Raw genomic sequence first — 16,867 nt, 5'->3', positions numbered from 1 at the left:
GAACCGACTCACGACCGGCGGGCGCGCTCCGCGATGAGCTGGGCGACCTTGCGGTGCTCCGCCGAGCGCAGTGTCCGCTCGGCCACGGCCGGGTCGGCGACCGGGGCCTTGCTCAGCAGGCCCCGGGCCGCCTTCAGCTTCAGCAGTCGCCGGACCGACTGGTCGAGCCGGGCGGTGGAGATCTTCCCTGACTTCACCGCGGCCAGCACCGCCTGGTAGGCCTTGGGGAAGTTCGGCGGCATAAGCAGCAGGTCCACCCCGGCCTGGATGGCCCGCACCGCCACCTGCCCGTCGCCGTACTTCTTGCGCACCCCCGCCATGTCCAGCGCGTCGGTCGAGACGACCCCGTCGAAGCCGAGCTTCTGACGCAGCAGCCCGGTCAGGATCGGCTTGGACAGCGTGGCCGGATCGCCGGACGGGTCGAGCTTGGGCATGACCACGTGAGCGCTCATGATCGCGTCGATGTCCTCGCCGATGGCCGCGGCGAACGGCGGCGCGTCCAGCCTGGTCCACTGGGACAGGGAGTGCTGGATCACCGGAAGCCCGGTGTGGCTGTCCACGTTGGTGTCGCCGTGACCGGGGAAGTGCTTGGCCGTACTGGCGATCCCGGCGTCGTGGAAGCCCTGGACCGCGGCGGCGACCATCGGAGCGACCTTCTTCGGGTCCGATCCGTAGGCGCGGGTGCCGATCACCGGATTGCGCGGGTTGATGTTCACGTCGGCGACCGGCGCGAAGTCGAGGTTGATACCGAGGGCGCGCAGCTCGGTGCCGGTGACCTTGGCCGCCCTGCGGGCCAGCGAGGGATCGCCGGTCGAGCCGATGACCGAGGCCCCGGGGATGTCGGTGACCAGCGGGGCGAGCCGGGAGACCTTGCCGTTCTCCTGGTCGGCGCCGAGCAGCAACGGGATGTCCGGCGACGCCTTCTGCAGGCCGTTGGTCAGCGCGACGAGCTGCCGGACGTCCTTGACGTTGCCCGCCCAGGGGAACAGGATGACCCCGCCCGGCCGGTATTTGGCGACCACCTTGGCCGGGGTGTCGACCCCGAACCGCGCCTGGTTCTCCCCCGACGCCGCGTTCGCCGCCGGGCCGTACAGCACGGGCATGAAGAGCTGCCCGACCTTGTCCTCCACGCTCATCCCGGCGAGCACGGACTCCACCCCGGAGGACGCGCGCGTCGTGGGCGTCGCGGACGGCGAGACGACGGCGGTCGTGGCGGCCTCGTTCGCCCGCCCCGCGGCGGGCTTGACGGGCGTGGACGCCCCGGCCCCCGTCCCGGCGCACCCCGCCACCATAGTCGCGATCACTGCCAGACCCGTCGTACGAATGCACCGAACCATGACACCCACGCTATCCGCGTCGGCGACCGAAGGTGCCGGACCTGACCATATGCATGCCTCGGCCGTCCTACAGGGCCAGTCCGGCCAGGCCGGGCAGGTGGACGCGGGCCGCGGCGCGCGCCTCCTGCGCGGAGACCGCGGCCAGCGCGGCCTGTGCGGCGAGCAGGCACTGCTCGCCGGTGTGCCGCGACAGCGCGGCCCGTACGGCGGGCAGCGCGGGAGCGGCCATCGACAGCGAGGTGACGCCTAGCCCGACCAGCACGCAGGCGAGGACCGGGTCGCCCGCCGCCTCCCCGCACACTCCGCAGGGCTTGCCCCGCTCGACGGCCCCGGCCACCGCCAGGGTGATCAGGTCGAGCAGGGCGGGCTGCCAGGCGTCCTGCAGGGCGGTCAGCGCGCCCACCTGGCGGTCGGCCGCGAAGGTGTACTGGGCCAGGTCGTTGGTGCCCAGCGAGAAGAAGTCCACCTGCTCGGCCAGGTCGGAGGCGCGCAGCGCGGCCGACGGGATCTCGATCATCACACCGGCGGACGGCAGCCCCGCGTCCCGGCAGGCCGCCGCGAACCAGGCGGCCTCCTCGGCGGTGGCCACCATGGGGGCCATCACCTGAAGCTTGGCCGAGGAGCGGGAGGCGGCCCTGGCCAGGGCGCCGAGCTGGGCGTTCAGGATCCCCGGATGCGCCTTGAGCAGCCGCGCCCCGCGCTGCCCCAGCGCCGGATTGGGCTCCTCCCCCGAAGGAGGCAGGAAGGCCAGCGGCTTGTCGGCCCCCGCGTCGAGCGTCCGCACGACCACCCGGCCACCCGGGAAGGCGTCCAGCACCGCAAGGTAGGCGGCCTCCTGCTCCTCCTCCGACGGCGCCGTCGTCCGGTCCAGGAAGAGGAACTCGGTCCGGTAGAGTCCGACACCCTCCGCGCCGTATTCCAGCGCGCGGTCCACGTCGCGCGGCCCGCCGATGTTGGCCAGCAGCGGCACGGCGTGCCCGTCGGCGGTCATCCCCGGCCCGGTGGCGGCGGCGAGCACGGCCTCCCGGGCGGCGGCGGTCTTCCTCGCCGTGGCCACCTCCTCCTCGGAAGGCGCGGGCCGTACAAGGCCGGAGGCCCCGTCCACCAGCACGGACGTGCCGGGGGCGATCGAGGTCGCCGCGGGGCAGGCGACGACGGCCGGCACCCCCATCGCACGGGCGAGGATCGCGGTGTGGCTGGTCGGCCCGCCCTGCTCGGTGACGAAGGCGGCCACCACGTCCTTTGACAGCAGCGCGGTGTCGGCGGGGGCCAGGTCACGGGCGATGAGGACGTACGGCTGCGGCCCGCGAGACGGCAGGCCGGGCATCGGCAGGCCTTCGAGCACCGCGACGGCCCGGTCCCTGACGTCGTCGAGATCGGCGGCGCGTTCGCCCAGGTATCCCCCGGCCTCGACGAGCATCTCGCGGTATCGGCCGAACCCCTCGTAGACCGCGCGTGCCGCGCTCGTGCCCGCCTCGATCAGCTCGGCCACCTCGGCGGCCAGCCCGGGGTCACGCGCCATCAGCGCCTGGGCGTTCAGGATCTCCTGGGCGTCGCCGCCCGCGCGGGTCCCCCGTTCCTCCAGGTCGGCGGCGACCTGCTGCAGCGCCCACGCGGCCCTGTCCCGCTCGGCCCCGGCGTCCCCGCCGTGCCGGGCGTCCGGCGCGGGCACCGGGATTTCACGCGTGAATACGTAACCGGGTCCGAAGCCGACGCCCGGACTCACGCCCACCCCCGTGAGCTCGGTCATGGTGCCGAGGCGATGGTGGCGAGTTGGTCCACGATCTCGTCTGCGCCGTCTCCCTCGGCCTTGATCACCACGGTGTCGCCCTGCCTGACGTCCAGCGACAGAACCGCCAGGATGCTCTTGGCGTTCACCGGCCGGCCGCCCCCCTTGGCGACGGTGATGTCCGCGGGCGCCTTCGCCGCGGTCTGCACGAACGTCGCCGCGGGGCGCGCGTGCAGGCCGACCTCGGACTCGACGGTGACTTGGCGCTCGGCCACGTGTTCCTCCTGCAAGAATCGACCGGGCGGTCTAGACCGCCCGGCTCATTGATCGGTCCGTGGAGGCCATTGGACTCCCGTCAGGTCGGCGACCACGAGATCGGCCTTGGTCAGTTCCGTGCCCGCGTAGGTCGTCGCTATGCCCACACACCTCATACCCGCCGCCTTGGCCGCGGAAATCCCGGCGAGTGAGTCCTCGAACGCGACGCAGCGCGCCGGATCGACGGACAGCCGCTCGGCGGCCAGTAGGAATCCCTCTGGGTCGGGCTTGCCGGCGACCACGTCCCGGGCCGTCACTACGGTCTCCAGCAGGTCGCGTATCCCGACCTCCGCCAGCCGCGCCTCCGCCCACTCCCGGGAGGAGGAGGTGACGACCGCGATCGGCGAGCCGTGCGCGGCGACCCTGCGGACCAGGTCCGCGGCACCGGGCACCGGCACGATGGCGGGCAGGTCGGGGTGGTCGTTGAAGGACATGACCTCGTTGATCAGGTCATCGATCCGCTTGCCGGGGAAAAGGTCGGCCCGCTCGGCCAGGACGTCGCGCCCGCGACGTCCCATGAACCCGCGAAGCACCACCTCGTCGTGCTCGACCCCGTGGTTGTCGAGCAGCCTCGCCCACATCGCCAGGCTTCGGCGCTCACTGTTGATCAACGTGCCGTCCAGGTCGAACAGTGCGGCGTTCATCGTCGTCCTCGTCTCCAGGTCCTCACCGGCCGGGCGGAGGGCCCGCGCGGTCCGCCACCGCCGCCCACGGCCTCACTCCCATCGGAAGAGCTCACGCCCATCGGAAGAGCTCGCGGCCTCACGCCCACCGGAAGAGTTCGTCACCCGCGCGGACGGCGCCCTCGGCGAGCGTGGTCACCGACCCCTCGACCGCGTCCAGTGCCACGACCGGGCAGACGGGAGAGCGCCCGCCCGCCTCGACTCCCACGGGGTCCCACGCCACCACGGGCTGCCCCGCGCTCACCCGGTCCCCTTCGGACACCAGCAGCTCGAACCCCTCGCCCTTGAGCTGCACGGTGTCGATGCCCAGGTGGACCAGGACACCCCGGCCGTCGTCGCCGACGACGACGAACGCGTGCGGATGCAGCTTGACGAGCTTACCCGTGATGGGGGAAACGGCCTCGCCGGCCACCCTGGCCGGCTCGATCGCCACTCCGGGCCCGACCAGACCCTCGGAGAACACCGGGTCGGGTACGGCCCGCAGACCCACGGCCGCCCCCGCGACGGGGGCCAGAACTGTGGTCATCACACCCCCTCGGCATGTCCCCACCCCCCCGAGGGCGGGGAAGCCCCGGCCCTGTCAGCCGATGATGTCCTCGATATCGCTGGCGATCGTGTCCGCCTCCGGGCCCACGACCACCTGGACGATGTTGCCCGCGGCCATCACCCCGTGTGCTCCGGCCGCCTTGAGGGCCGCCTGGTCGACCCTGGAGGCGTCGCGCACCTCGGTGCGAAGCCGGGTGATGCATGGTTCGATCTCGATGATGTTGTCCACACCGCCGAGTCCCGCGATGATCGCGTCGGCATTGGCCGCCATGTCGCCCTCCAGTGTCATCGGTCTTTGACCAGGCTAAACGACGCCAGTGGATCAGTCGGTCTGGGTCACCTTGTTGAGGCCGCGCGGCGCGTCGGGGTCGATGCCCAGCCTGCGTGCGAGAGCCTCGGTCAGCAGCTGCCCGGGGACGATGAGGCCGAGCGGGGCGACCCACTCGGGAAGGTCGGGACCGTTCAGCGCGGCGGTGGAGACCGAGGAGAGCGCGGTGCCGCCGCCGACGGTGAAGGCCGAGGCCCCGGCGCCGGTGACCCGCTCGGCGAGCGCCACGGTCCCGGCCAGGGTCGGCCCCTCGCCGGCCGCGACCAGGATGGCCGGGGTGTCCTCGTCGACCACGGCGATCGGGCCGTGCAGCAGGTCGGCGTAGGACAGGCCCATGGCGTGCAGGTAGCACGCCTCCTTGAGCTTGAGCGCCAGTTCGAGCGCGGTGGAGAAGGCCAGGCCACGGCCGGAGACCACGACGCCCGGCTTGTCGGCCAGACCCTCGACGATGGCGTCCAGGTCGCCCGGATCAGAGATCAGCTTCTCCACCGCGTCCGGCACGCGCTGCAGGTCGGCGGCGTCGACGTCGGCGCCCAGGCCGAGGCCGAGCACGGCCAGCGCGGCGAGCTGGGTGGTGTAGGTCTTGGTGGCCGGCACGGCCTTCTCCTCGCCGGCCAGCGTGCACAGCGCGAGGTCGGCGGCCTGGGCGAGGGGGCTCTGCTCGCCGCCGTTGGTGATGGCCACGGTCCTGGCCCCGCAGTCCTTCGCCCAGGCGAGGGTCTCGACGATCTCCTCGGTCCGGCCGGACTGGGAGAGCGCGACGGCCAGGACGCCGTCGAGGTCCAACTTGCGCTTGTAGGTGGTGGCGATCGAGGGCGCGGCGAGCGTGGACAGGCGGCCCGTGTGCGCCTCAGCCAGATAACGGCCGTAGACTGCGGCATTGTCGGAGGTGCCCCGGGCGATGAACAACAACTGGCGGGCCTGTCCCGCGAGCTGCTTGACCTCCTCGACCCTGGGGAGGAGGGCGTCCAGCGTGGCTCGCAACGCAGCAGGCTGCTCGGCGATCTCGCTGCGCATCTTGGTCGTCATCTAGCGCTCATCCTTCGATTCGGAGCGGCGAGATCGGGCCGTTATCGATCCGTCGCCGGTCCGTACATTGACACCCTTTTCCGGCCTGTGGTCTAGTCCGGACTAGACCAGTACGAACCATAACTCATCACTACATCTCATATCGAGAGGGGAGGATCTCATGGCCCAGATCGATCCGGACAGTCCCGTACCGAAGTACTTCCAGCTTCGGGAGATCCTGCTCGACCTCATCGATAGCAACGAGCTGGCGATCGGCATGGCGATCCCGTCCGAACGCGAGCTCTGCCAGCGCTTCGGGCTGTCCCGAATGACCGTGCGGCAGGCCGTCGACCACCTGGTCTCCGAGGGCAGGCTGCAGCGCGTGGCGGGCAAGGGCACCTTCGTGGCCCGCCCCAAGATAGAGATGGCCCTGCGGCTGACCTCCTTCAGCGACGAGATGCGCGCCCGGGGCATGGAACCCGGCTCCCGCGACCTGGACCGCCGGGTGGTCAGGGCCAGCGCGCACCTCGCCAGGGAACTCGGCATCCAGCCGGGAGACGAGGTGCACTTCATCGAGCGGCTGCGGACCGCGGCCGACGAGCCCATGTGCATCGAGCGGGCCCACATCCCGGTCTCCCTCGCACCCGACCTCGACACCCACGACCTGACGGGCAGGTCGCTCTACGCGCTGCTGGAGACCCGCTACGGCCTGGTGCTCGACGCGGGCGAGCTCACCATCGACGGAGGCATCGCCGACCCCGGAGACGCCGACCTGCTGAAGCTGCCGCGGGGCGGAGCCGTGCTGCTGCTCCAGCGGCGCTCCTTCGCCGGAGGCGTCTGCGCCGAGCTTGGCGTCTCCACCTACCGCGCCGACCGCTACCAGCTGCGCACGGTCCTGGAGATACCGACACGCCGCTCCTGATCCCGGTCGCCCCTCTCCTCCTACATTCCCGACCTCCTCCCTTCCCCCACCCCCCTGGAGGAATGTCCGATGAGTTCCACCTCAGCGGACGCGGGTCTTCCCGCCCCGTCCCCGACCGGATCCGCCGTGATGAGCGTCCTGCAGCGCCTGGGACGCTCCCTCATGCTGCCGATCGCGATCCTGCCGGCCGCGGGCCTGCTGCGGCGGCTCGGGCAGGACGACCTCGTGGGCCGGACCGACAACCCGCTACTGGACGATGTCGCGCACGTCCTCGGCACCGCGGGTGCCACGCTCTTCGACAACCTCCCCATCCTGTTCGCGATCGGCGTCGCCATCGGGTTCGCCCGCAAGGCCGACGGCTCCACCGCGCTCGCCGCGCTCGTCGGATACCTGGTCTTCCACGCCGTCAGCATGACCATGTTCTTCAATCTGTTCGACGACCGGTTGAAGGCCTCGATCTCCAACCAGCTGTTCGACCCGGCCAATCCGGGCGTCCCGCAGGTGGTGCTCAACCTCGGCGCGCAGAACCCGACCCGGGTGCTCGGCGGGATCGTCATGGGTCTCGTCTCCGCGCTGCTGTGGCAGCGCTACTACCGCACCAAGCTGCCGACCTGGCTGGCCTTCTTCAGCGGACGCCGTCTGGTGCCGATCCTCACCGCCTTCGCCGGGCTGGTCCTGGGCGTCTTCTTCGGCTTCATCTGGCCGGTCATCGGCACCTGGCTGCGCGCCTTCGGCACCTGGCTCGCCGTCAACAGCACGGTCGGCGCCGGGGTCTACGGCATGGTCAACCGCGCGCTGCTTCCGCTGGGCCTGCATCACATCGTCAACAACGTGGTCTGGACCCAGGTGCCGGAGTGCGTGGTCGGCGGCAAGCAGCTCGCCGGTGACCTGGTCTGCTTCAACAACGGCGCCGTGGGCTACGGCGGCTTCGAGGCCGGCCTCTACCCGATCCTGATGTTCGGCCTTCCCGCCGCGGCGATCGCCATCTGGCGGGCCGCCCCGGCGCACCGCCGTACCGCCGTCGGCTCGATCATGATCTCCGCCGCGCTCACCGCGTTCCTCACCGGGATCACCGAGCCGATCGAGTTCGCCTTCATCTTCGTGGCGCCGGTGCTCTTCGTGGTGCACATCGTCCTGACCGGTGTCTCCCTCGCGATCGCCTCCGCCCTGGGCGCCAAGCTCGCCTTCAGCTTCTCTTCCGGGCTGATCGATCTCGTCCTGTACGGCACCGCCCCCAACGCCAGGGGTATCCCGATCATCATCGTGATGGGCCTGATCTACGCGGCGATCTACTACGTCGTGTTCAGCTTCCTGATCAGGAAGCTGAACATCATGACCCCCGGCCGGGAACCCGAGCCCGACGTCGACTCCGGCGAGCCCGCCGCCGCGCCGCCCGCCAGACCGGCCTGAGCGATCCGACCGGCCTGAGCGGCCCGAGCGGTCCGACCGGCCCGAACGATCCGAGTGGCCCGAGCGATCCGACCGGCCTGAGCGGTCCGACCGGCCGAAACATCTTGACGAGCCGGCCGTTCCCACCGGGCCGGCCCGGTGGGAACGGCGTCGTTGTGTATTCGCGGCCCTCGGTGGTAGATACCAACCATCCCCCTGTACGGCGCGGCACGCGGGGGGTTCGGGATGGGCACGGCAGCGGTGGAACGTGGCCCGTCGGCATGGTCGTCGGCCTTCGCGATACTCCAGCGCATCGGGCGTTCGCTGATGATGCCGATCGCGGTGCTGCCCGCCGCCGGACTGCTGCTCAGATTCGGCCAGGAGGACCTGCTCGGCCGGACCGACAACGTCTTCCTCGACCAGGTGGCCGGTGTCTTCGCCGCCGCCGGCGGTGCCCTGTTCGACAACCTGCCGCTGCTGTTCGCGGTCGGCGTCGCCATCGGGTTCGCCCGCAAGGCCGACGGCTCCACCGCGCTCGCCGCGCTCGTCGGCTACCTGGTCTTCGACCGGGTCAGCAGGACCCTGTTCTTCACCGCCGCACCGGCCTCCGAGGTCTACAAGAAGATCGCGTTGAACGTCGTGGGCCCCGACGGGCGACCCCTGCCCATGCTCAACCTCGGCGTGCAGAACCCCACCGGGGTCCTGGGCGGCATCGTCATCGGCATCACCGCCGCCCTGCTGTGGCAGCGCTACTACCGGATCAAGCTTCCCGCCTGGCTCGCCTTCTTCGGCGGACGCCGGTTCGTGCCGATCGTCACCGCCGTCGTCGCGCTGCTCCTCGGCGTGGTCTTCGGCCTGCTGTGGCGACCGGTCGGCGACTGGCTGGCCACCGTGGGAGACTGGCTGGCCGCCCACGGCACCGCGGGCGCGGGCATCTACGGCGTGGCCAACCGCCTGCTCATCCCGATCGGCATGCACCACTTCCTGAACACGATCGTCTGGTTCACCCTGCCCGAGTGCCGCGCCGGGGTGGAGGGTGCGACCAGGACCGCCTCGGGCGACCTGAACTGCTACTTCGCCGGTCAGGACGGTGCCGGGATCTTCATGACCGGCTTCTTCCCGGTGATGATGTTCGGCCTGCTCGGCGCCGCCATCGCGATGTGGCGGGCGGCTCCGCGCGGCAAGCGCGCGACCGTCGGCGGCATCATGTTGTCGGCCGGTCTCACCTCGTTCGTCACCGGGATCACCGAGCCGCTGGAGTTCGCCTTCATCTTCGTGGCGCCCGTGCTCTTCGTCGTGCACGCGGCCCTCACGGGGCTGTCGATGGCCCTGATGGCACAGTTCGGAGCCAGGATCGGGTTCACCTTCTCCGGGGGCGCCATCGACATGCTCCTCAACGCGGGCAAGTCCAACACCCACAGGGTCGGCCTGATCATCGTCTTCGGCCTGTTCTACTTCGTCCTCTACTACCTGCTGTTCACCGTCCTGATCCGGAGACTCAACCTGGCCACTCCCGGCCGCGAGCCAGAAGACGACGATGTCCCGCCGGGTACGGCCGCCGCCGGTCCCCCGGTTCCCTGAACGGCGTTTCGGCCGCCCTCCGGAGATCACGACCCGTTCCGGAACCCGTTCTTCCCGGGGCGGCGACCGATCCAGCTTTGATTCACCTTCTCCGCTTAGCCGGGCGAAACGGCGGGAGTCATCAGGAAGTTGGTGACCGACGTATCTGGACAGCGGGCCGGAAACTCCTAGATGTGTCCGTTCAACCGACGAAAACCGGAGTTGCCATGTCCCGTACGCCACGGCCGGTTCCGCTCCCCCGGATCGCGCCGTCCCCCTCCGCCGAACCGCCCTACGACGACGAGCGTCCGGCCGGGGACCCGCCGACCGCTCCGCCGTACGTCCAGGGAACGCTCGCCCTCGCCTGCGATCCCGAGCCCACGCGACTCCCGGTCCGGGGACCGCTGATCTGGGGGCCGCCGGGTGCGATCCCCGACGAGCGGCGGCTGCGGGCCCTCGGCCAGGCCGTCGCCGAGATCCTCTCCGGCAGGAGGGCGCCTTCGAGCATCTCCTCACACCTGACCGGCCGGGCCCGCACCGAGCTGGCCAGGACCGGAAAGATCATCAACTCCACGCGGCCGCCGCTGGTCGGCACGCCGCACGTGTCCCAGCCCGGGGACGGGGTCGTGGAGATGTGCGTCCTGGTGCACTGCGGCGACCGGCCGCGCGTGTTGGCGCTGCGGCTGGAGCGCCAGGGCGTGCAGTGGCTGTGCACCGAGTTCGAGACGACTCCCTGACCGCGACGCCGTACCGCTCGCGACACGCATGCCGTACGGCGTGACCGCGCGGCGAGCCCCTGCCGCACTCGAAGACCGCGCGGCGCGGTCACGCCTTACCCAAGGCCCCGCGGCGGGTGCGTGCCGTGACGGGTGGAACGCCGAAGGGCCCGCACATCGTGCGGGCCCTTCGGTCAGCGGTCAGACCTCGACGTTCTTGGGGTCGCCGTGGCAGCGCTTGTACTTCTTGCCGGAGCCGCAGGGGCACGGGGCGTTGCGCTCGACGTTGCCGTAGGCGTCGCGCTCCGCCTTCGTGCTGACCCTGGTGTGCTCGATCTCGCCACCCTCGCCGGGCGCGGTGTATTCCAGCTCGGAGGGGCGCTGCGGGCCGCGCAGGCCGCGGGCGATGATGGAGCGGGCCTCGGCGATCGCCTCGTCCTCGTGCTCGTGGTCGTGGTCGTGCTCCTCGACGATCGGGTTGGTCTGCACCTCGACTTCGAGGTTGAACAGGTAGCCGACCGACTCCTCCTTGATGCCGTCGAGCATCTGGGAGAACATCTCGAAGCCCTCGCGCTGATATTCGATCAGGGGGTCGCGCTGCGCCATCGCGCGCAGGCCGATGCCCTCCTGGAGGTAGTCCATCTCGTAGAGGTGCTCGCGCCACTTGCGGTCCAGGACCGACAGGATGACCCGCCGCTCCAGCTCCCGCATGGTCTCCGCGCCGAGCTCCTCCTCGCGAAGGTCGTAGGCGGCCATCGCGTCGGCCTTGACCTTCTCGTTGAGGAATTCGGCGGTGAGCTCCTCGCGCCCGCCGGCCTCCTCCAGGACGCCGTCGATGGTGAGGGTGATCGGGTAGAGCTGGCCGAGCGCCTTCCACAGCTTGTCGAGGTCCCACTCCTCGGCGAAGCCCTCGGCGGTGGCGCCGGCGATGTATTCGTCGACGACGTCGTTGATGAAGCCGCGGATCTGCTCGTGCAGGTCCGCGCCCTCCAGCACCCGGCGGCGCTCGGCGTAGATCACCTTGCGCTGCCGGTTCATGACCTCGTCGTACTTCAGAACGTTCTTGCGGATCTCGAAGTTCTGCTGCTCGACCTGGTGCTGGGCGGAGGCGATGGCCTTGGAGACGATGCCGGACTCGATCGGCACGTCATCCGGGATGTTCAGCCGCGTCATGATCATCTCGACCCTGGCCGAGTTGAACAGACGCATGAGGTCGTCTTCGAGCGAGAGGTAGAAGCGCGACTCGCCCGGGTCGCCCTGACGGCCGGACCGGCCGCGGAGCTGGTTGTCGATGCGCCGCGACTCGTGCCGCTCGGTGCCCAGGACGTAGAGGCCGCCGAGATCGGTGACCTCGTCGTGCTCGGCCTTCACGGCCTCCCTGGACTTCTCCAGCGCCTCGCCCCAGGCCTTGTCGTACTCGTCGGGGGTCTCGACCGGGTCCAGGCCGCGGTTGCGCAGCTCCACATCGGCGCGGAAGTCGGGGTTGCCGCCGAGCATGATGTCGGTGCCTCGACCGGCCATGTTGGTGGCGACGGTGACGGCGTGCTTGCGGCCCGCCTCGGCGATGATCGCCGCCTCACGCGCGTGGTTCTTGGCGTTGAGGACCTCGTGCTTGACGCCCTTGCGCTTGAGCTCCTTGGACAGGCGCTCGGACTTCGCCACGCTCGTGGTGCCGACCAGGACCGGCTGGCCCTTCTCGTAGCGCTCCTTGATGTCCTCGACGCAGGCCTGGAACTTGGCGTCCTCGGTCTTGTAGACCACGTCGGCCCGGTCCTCGCGGATCATCGGCCGGTTCGTCGGGATCGGGACGACGCCGAGCTTGTAGGTCTGGTGGAACTCGTTGGCCTCGGTGGCCGCGGTGCCGGTCATGCCGGACAGGGTGGCGTAGAGGCGGAAGTAGTTCTGTAGCGTGATCGTGGCGAGAGTCTGGTTCTCGTCCTTGATCTTCACGCCTTCCTTGGCCTCGATGGCCTGGTGCATGCCCTCGTTGTAGCGGCGGCCGTGCAGCACCCGGCCGGTGAACTCGTCGACGATCAGGACTTCGCCGTCGGTGACGATGTAGTCCTTGTCCTTCTTGTAGAGCTCCTTGGCCTTCAACGCGTTGTTGAGGAAGCCGACCAGGTGGGTGTGCTCGGGCTTGTAGAGGTTGTCGATGCCGAGCCAGTCCTCGACCTTCTCCACGCCGGACTCGAAGATGCCGACCGTGCGCTTCTTCTCGTCGACGGCGTAGTCGCCGGTGTTCTCCTCGCCGTCCTTGCCCTCGACGCCCCGGCGAAGCCGAGGAACGATCTTGGCGAACTCGGCGTACCACTTGCCGGACTGCTCGCCGGGGCCGGAGATGATCAGCGGCGTCCGGGCCTCGTCGATGAGGATCGAGTCGACCTCGTCGACCAGACCGAAGTTGTGGCCGCGCTGGACGCACTCCTCCAGCGACCAGGCCATGTTGTCGCGCAGGTAGTCGAAGCCGAACTCGTTGTTCGTGCCGTAGGTGATGTCGGCGCTGTACTGCTTGCGACGCTCCTCGGCCGGCATGTTCGCCAGGATCACGCCGACCTCGAGGCCGAGGAAGCGGTGGATGCGCCCCGTCTCCTCGGCGTCGCGCTTGGCGAGGTAGTCGTTGGTCGTGATGACGTGGACGCCCTTGCCGGAGATGGCGTTGAGGTAGGCGGGGAGCGCGCAGGTGAGGGTCTTGCCCTCACCGGTGCGCATCTCGGAGATGTTGCCCATGTGCAGGTTGGCCCCGCCCATGAGCTGCACGTCGAAGAGGCGCTTGCCCAGCACGCGGCGGGAGGCCTCACGGACGGTGGCGAAGGCTTCGGGGAGCAGGTCGTCGAGCGACTCGCCGGCGGTGTGACGCTGCTTGTAGTCAGCGGTCAGCGCGCGAAGCTCGGCGTCGGTCAGGCTCTTGAAGTCGTCCTCAATGGAGTTGACCTGTTCGGCGATCCGCTTGAGCTTACGCAGAAGCTTGCCTTCGCCTGCGCGAAGAATCTTATCGAGAAAGGCTGGCACTTTAGGTAAAGCTCCTCGCAGGTCTTCCGTGGCCGGACCGGCCCGGATGAGGACGAGACACGGTTCTCCGCTGCCATCGTAGGCGGTTCTACCACCAGACACAGCCACCCTGAAAGACGCTCTTCGCGTCCGCGGAGTTCCCCGCGCCCCTTTTAAGGGAGTAGTAGCCAGCCTAAAGGGTATGCCGCTTTGTGGACGCGCACGGCGAAGAGGTGCATGTATGGGCGCGTCGCATCCCCGAGCAGGCGCCGCCGTGGCGGACGACGCGCGGCGCGAGATCATCCGAGCGAGATGCCGCCGTGACGGACGACGCGCGGCGCGAGATCATCCGGGCGAGGTGCCGTCGTGGCCGGCCGTGACGATGATCGTGCCGGGCCTGGCCCTCGACACCGGTCCCCCGCGCCTCGATCTCGGCACGGACCGCGTGGGAGCCCGCTCGGCGAACACCGGCATAACAACTTTGTCGGTGTGACGCGCTACCCTCGGCGCCATGCTGACGTTCCGCCCCCTGCCGGATGTCCTGCCCGGCTCCCTCCCGGACCGCCCATGACGGCCACGCTCTCCGCCGACGAGGCCCGCCGGATCATCCTGCGCGCCCAGGGCTTCCTGGGCGCCGACGGCCGTCGCGGCGGCGCCCCGGCGGCCCTGCGCCGCCTGGGCGCCGTCCAGCTCGACACGATCTCCGTCCTGGCCCGTTCCCACGAACTCGTCGCCTACGCCCGCCTGGGCGCCGTCGGTAGGCAGCAGGTCGAGCGCGCCTACTGGGACGACCCTGCGCAGGCCTTCGAATACTGGTGCCACGCCGCCTGCATCCTGCCGATCGACCACTGGCCTCTTTACTCCTTCCGCCGCAGGTATTTCCGCGCCAGGAAATACCGTTGGCACGAGCCGCCCGACAGCGTGGACAAAGTGCTCGACCAGATCCGCGAGAGCGGACCCGTCACCACCGCCGACATCGGGGGCGCCAAGAACGGCGGCCCGTGGTGGGACTGGTCCGATTCGAAGATCGCCATTGAGTGGCTGCTGGACACCGGCGCGGTCGTCTGCACCCGCCGCATCGGCTGGCGGCGCGTCTACGACCTGGCCGAACGGGCGGTTCCGGCTCACCTCCTGGCCGAGGACCTCTCCGACGCCGAGTGCGTGACCCGCCTGGCCGGGATCGCCGGCCGTGCCCTCGGCGTGGCCACCCGGGCCGACCTCGTCGACTTCCTTCGCCTCAGGCCCGCCGCGGCCGCCCTCCTCGACGACGCGTTGCTCGACGGCAGCGCCGGCCTCACCCCGGTGCGCGTCTCCGGCTGGCCCGACCGCTCGGCCGGCGCGTGGGCCGACCCCGCCGCCTTGGAGACCGAACCGCGAGGCCGGCACCGCACGACCCTGCTGTCGCCGTTCGACTCGCTCGTCTGGGATCGCGCCCGGACCGCCCGCGTGTTCGGCTTCACCCACCGCCTGGAGGCCTACGTCCCCAAGGACAAGCGCGTCCACGGCTACTTCACGATGCCGGTCCTCGCCGGTGGCCGGCTGGTGGGCCGGGTCGATCCCGCCCGTGAGGGCTCCACCCTGGTCGGCCGCCAGGTCAGCCTCGAACCCGGCGTCAACCTGCACAAGGGGGCCCGGTCGCTGGCCGACGCCCTGCGGGAGGCCGCGAGCTGGGTGGGCTGCGACGACATCCGCGTCGACCGGGTGGACGCTCACCTGGCGGCGCCCCTGCGGGACGCCCTGACCCGTTGATCCACGGGTCGCCGACCGCCGGTGCGGTGACCCGGTCGGGTCACCGCGCCCGGCGCGTCAGGTGATCTCGAGCATTCGCTCGCGGACCGCGTAGACGACCGCCTCCATCCGGGAGTGGAGCTGAAGCTTGTCCAGGATGTTGCGGACGTGGTTCTTCACGGTGTTCTCGGAGATGAACAGCTGCTTGGCGATCTCGCGGTTGTTCATCCCCTTGGCGACCAGGCGGAGCACCTCCATCTCCCGCTCGGTCAGCCGGGGGACGGGGAGCTGGGGAGGCCGCTCGGCCTCCTTTCGGCTCATGTTCGCGAACTCGCTGATGAGCTTGGCGGCCATCGCCGGGTTGATCAGCGATTGTCCCTCGTGGACACCGCGCACGGCCTCGGGAACCTCGTCGAGCTGCACGTTCTTCAGCAGGTAGCCGGTGGCACCCGCTTTGATCGCCTCGAAGAGGTCCTCCTCCTCGTCGCTCACCGTCAGCATGATGATCCGCGTGCTCGGCACCGAGGCCTTGATTTCACGTGCGGCCTCGATGCCGCTCCTGCGGGGCATCCGGACGTCCATGAGCATGACGTCGGGGGTGAGGCGGTCGGCGAGCTCGACCGCTTCCTGACCGTCGCTCGCCTCACCGACCACCTCGATGTCCGTCTCCGCGGCCAGAGCCATTTCCAGGCTGCGCCGGATCAACGCGTGATCGTCGACGATCAGCACGCGGATCGGGTCGCCACTCCTGGCAGAGCGGGTCGCCTCGTCGGATTCCGTCACGCCTCCTCCTCGGGGGGCCAGAGCCGTTGGACCGCAATGATTACACGGGTTTCAGGGTCCTCGGGTTGGGCGGAGAGGATCTTCAAACGCGCCCGTCAGGGTTCGACGAGCCGCAGCACGCCGTAGTTGTAGCCCTGTCGCAGGTATACGACGCTCGGCTGGCCGCTCTCCTTGTCGCGGAACAGGTAGAAATCATGGCCGACCAGCTCCATCTCGAGCAGGGCCTGGTCGATGGTCATGGGGTCGGCCCGGTGGGACTTCTCCCGCACCACCAGCGGCCCGTCACCGTCCATCTGGATCGGGACGATGGTCTTGTCCTCGAGAACGTCGGCGTCGGCGTCGGAGCCCGGTTCGGCCTGGAGTCCTGCCTCGTCACGCGGCCGCGGGGGTGCGGACTCCAGGGACTCCGCAAGAGCGGTGGCGGTCAGTTCGGCGAGTGAGGGGGGGCAGTGGTTGCCGTGGTGGACCTTGCGTCGGTCAGCGAGGCGCCGGAGTCTTCCTTCCAGCTTTCCGAGGGCTATGTCCAGGGCGGCGAAACGGTCATCGGCCGTGGCCTCGGCCCGTACGGCGGGACCGCGGGAGTGGATGGTGAGCTCGACCCGCTCGCGCTGCCCGACGATGCGCGGATTGCTCTCCTTGGTCACCTCCACATCGACGCTGATGAGCTTGTGGTCCAAACGCTCGATCCTGGCCAGCTTGGTAGTCACGTGGTCGCGGAATCGGTCACTCACTCCGGTGTGCCGACCCTTGACGATGATGTCCATGCACGGACCCCCTTCGAACCTCGACGGTGGTACTGCTGCGGCACCCGCTCGGCCGACCTGGTCTTCGTCCC

At 70.0% G+C, this 16,867-nt stretch carries 16 protein-coding genes; 6 read left to right on the top strand and 10 right to left on the bottom strand.

Annotation, left to right across the window (positions count from 1 at the left end; genetic code table 11):
- Window positions 1-8: 8 nt before the first annotated feature.
- The 7 genes from nagZ to ACQPYK_RS07775 all read right to left on the bottom strand — a co-directional run bounded on the left by nagZ (window position 9) and on the right by ACQPYK_RS07775 (window position 5,967).
- A complete protein-coding gene (nagZ, locus tag ACQPYK_RS07805) occupies window positions 9-1,337 on the bottom strand; it encodes a beta-N-acetylhexosaminidase (protein WP_433252433.1) in 1,329 nt (442 codons plus the stop codon).
- A gap of 67 nt (window positions 1,338-1,404) precedes the next feature.
- Window positions 1,405-3,087 carry a phosphoenolpyruvate--protein phosphotransferase gene (gene ptsP / locus ACQPYK_RS07800; protein WP_433252431.1) on the bottom strand — a complete coding sequence of 561 codons (1,683 nt, stop codon included), beginning with the start codon at window positions 3,085-3,087 and terminating at the stop codon, window positions 1,405-1,407.
- Window positions 3,084-3,341, bottom strand: coding sequence for an HPr family phosphocarrier protein (locus ACQPYK_RS07795; RefSeq protein WP_433252428.1), 258 nt, complete (start codon window positions 3,339-3,341; stop codon window positions 3,084-3,086). The genes ptsP and ACQPYK_RS07795 overlap by 4 nt, the downstream gene beginning before the upstream one ends.
- Window positions 3,342-3,386: 45 nt before the next feature.
- A complete protein-coding gene (locus tag ACQPYK_RS07790) occupies window positions 3,387-4,025 on the bottom strand; it encodes an HAD family hydrolase (RefSeq protein ID WP_433252425.1) in 639 nt (212 codons plus the stop codon).
- 118 nt (window positions 4,026-4,143) lie between these two features.
- Entirely contained in the window at window positions 4,144-4,590 is a 447-nt protein-coding gene (locus ACQPYK_RS07785; protein ID WP_433252422.1) for a PTS sugar transporter subunit IIA, read from the bottom strand.
- Window positions 4,591-4,644: 54 nt separating this feature from the next.
- Window positions 4,645-4,881: a glucose PTS transporter subunit EIIB gene (locus ACQPYK_RS07780; RefSeq protein ID WP_433252419.1), complete on the bottom strand. Its 237-nt coding sequence runs from the start codon at window positions 4,879-4,881 to the stop codon at window positions 4,645-4,647.
- A 51-nt stretch (window positions 4,882-4,932) separates the two neighbouring features.
- Window positions 4,933-5,967, bottom strand: a complete 1,035-nt coding sequence (locus tag ACQPYK_RS07775) for an SIS domain-containing protein (protein ID WP_433252416.1) — start codon at window positions 5,965-5,967, stop codon at window positions 4,933-4,935.
- A gap of 160 nt (window positions 5,968-6,127) precedes the next feature.
- On the opposite strand from ACQPYK_RS07775, the gene ACQPYK_RS07770 reads away from it, so the two are divergent.
- The 4 genes from ACQPYK_RS07770 to ACQPYK_RS07755 all read left to right on the top strand — a co-directional run bounded on the left by ACQPYK_RS07770 (window position 6,128) and on the right by ACQPYK_RS07755 (window position 10,554).
- Complete coding sequence (locus ACQPYK_RS07770; RefSeq protein WP_433252413.1) at window positions 6,128-6,868, top strand: GntR family transcriptional regulator; 741 nt, start codon at window positions 6,128-6,130, stop codon at window positions 6,866-6,868.
- Window positions 6,869-6,937: 69 nt separating this feature from the next.
- A complete protein-coding gene (locus ACQPYK_RS07765) occupies window positions 6,938-8,278 on the top strand; it encodes a PTS transporter subunit EIIC (protein ID WP_433252410.1) in 1,341 nt (446 codons plus the stop codon).
- A gap of 225 nt (window positions 8,279-8,503) precedes the next feature.
- Window positions 8,504-9,838, top strand: coding sequence for a PTS transporter subunit EIIC (locus ACQPYK_RS07760; protein ID WP_433252407.1), 1,335 nt, complete (start codon window positions 8,504-8,506; stop codon window positions 9,836-9,838).
- Between the two features lie 206 nt (window positions 9,839-10,044).
- Window positions 10,045-10,554, top strand: coding sequence for an Rv3235 family protein (locus ACQPYK_RS07755; protein WP_433252404.1), 510 nt, complete (start codon window positions 10,045-10,047; stop codon window positions 10,552-10,554).
- 180 nt (window positions 10,555-10,734) lie between these two features.
- On the opposite strand, the gene secA is transcribed toward ACQPYK_RS07755, so the two are convergent.
- The gene (gene secA / locus ACQPYK_RS07750) at window positions 10,735-13,542 is read right to left on the bottom strand and encodes a preprotein translocase subunit SecA (RefSeq protein ID WP_433252401.1); all 2,808 of its coding nucleotides are present in this window, start codon (window positions 13,540-13,542) and stop codon (window positions 10,735-10,737) included.
- Between the two features lie 253 nt (window positions 13,543-13,795).
- On the opposite strand from secA, the gene ACQPYK_RS07745 reads away from it, so the two are divergent.
- Both ACQPYK_RS07745 and ACQPYK_RS07740 read left to right on the top strand, forming a co-directional pair.
- Window positions 13,796-14,014 carry a hypothetical protein gene (locus tag ACQPYK_RS07745; RefSeq protein WP_433252398.1) on the top strand — a complete coding sequence of 73 codons (219 nt, stop codon included), beginning with the start codon at window positions 13,796-13,798 and terminating at the stop codon, window positions 14,012-14,014.
- A gap of 74 nt (window positions 14,015-14,088) precedes the next feature.
- Complete coding sequence (locus tag ACQPYK_RS07740; protein WP_433252395.1) at window positions 14,089-15,270, top strand: winged helix-turn-helix domain-containing protein; 1,182 nt, start codon at window positions 14,089-14,091, stop codon at window positions 15,268-15,270.
- Between the two features lie 57 nt (window positions 15,271-15,327).
- Here the strand turns inward: ACQPYK_RS07740 and ACQPYK_RS07735 are convergent, their stop codons facing one another.
- Window positions 15,328-16,032 (bottom strand): response regulator, encoded by a 705-nt coding sequence (locus ACQPYK_RS07735; RefSeq protein WP_433252392.1) that lies wholly within the window; start codon window positions 16,030-16,032, stop codon window positions 15,328-15,330.
- A 95-nt stretch (window positions 16,033-16,127) separates the two neighbouring features.
- Window positions 16,128-16,796, bottom strand: coding sequence for a ribosome hibernation-promoting factor, HPF/YfiA family (gene hpf, locus ACQPYK_RS07730; protein WP_433252389.1), 669 nt, complete (start codon window positions 16,794-16,796; stop codon window positions 16,128-16,130).
- Window positions 16,797-16,867: the final 71 nt, after the last annotated feature.

Source organism: Streptosporangium sp. CA-135522 (assembly GCF_050949235.1).
Lineage (GTDB): Bacteria > Actinomycetota > Actinomycetes > Streptosporangiales > Streptosporangiaceae > Streptosporangium.
This window is presented reverse-complemented; position numbering and strand designations above follow the sequence as displayed.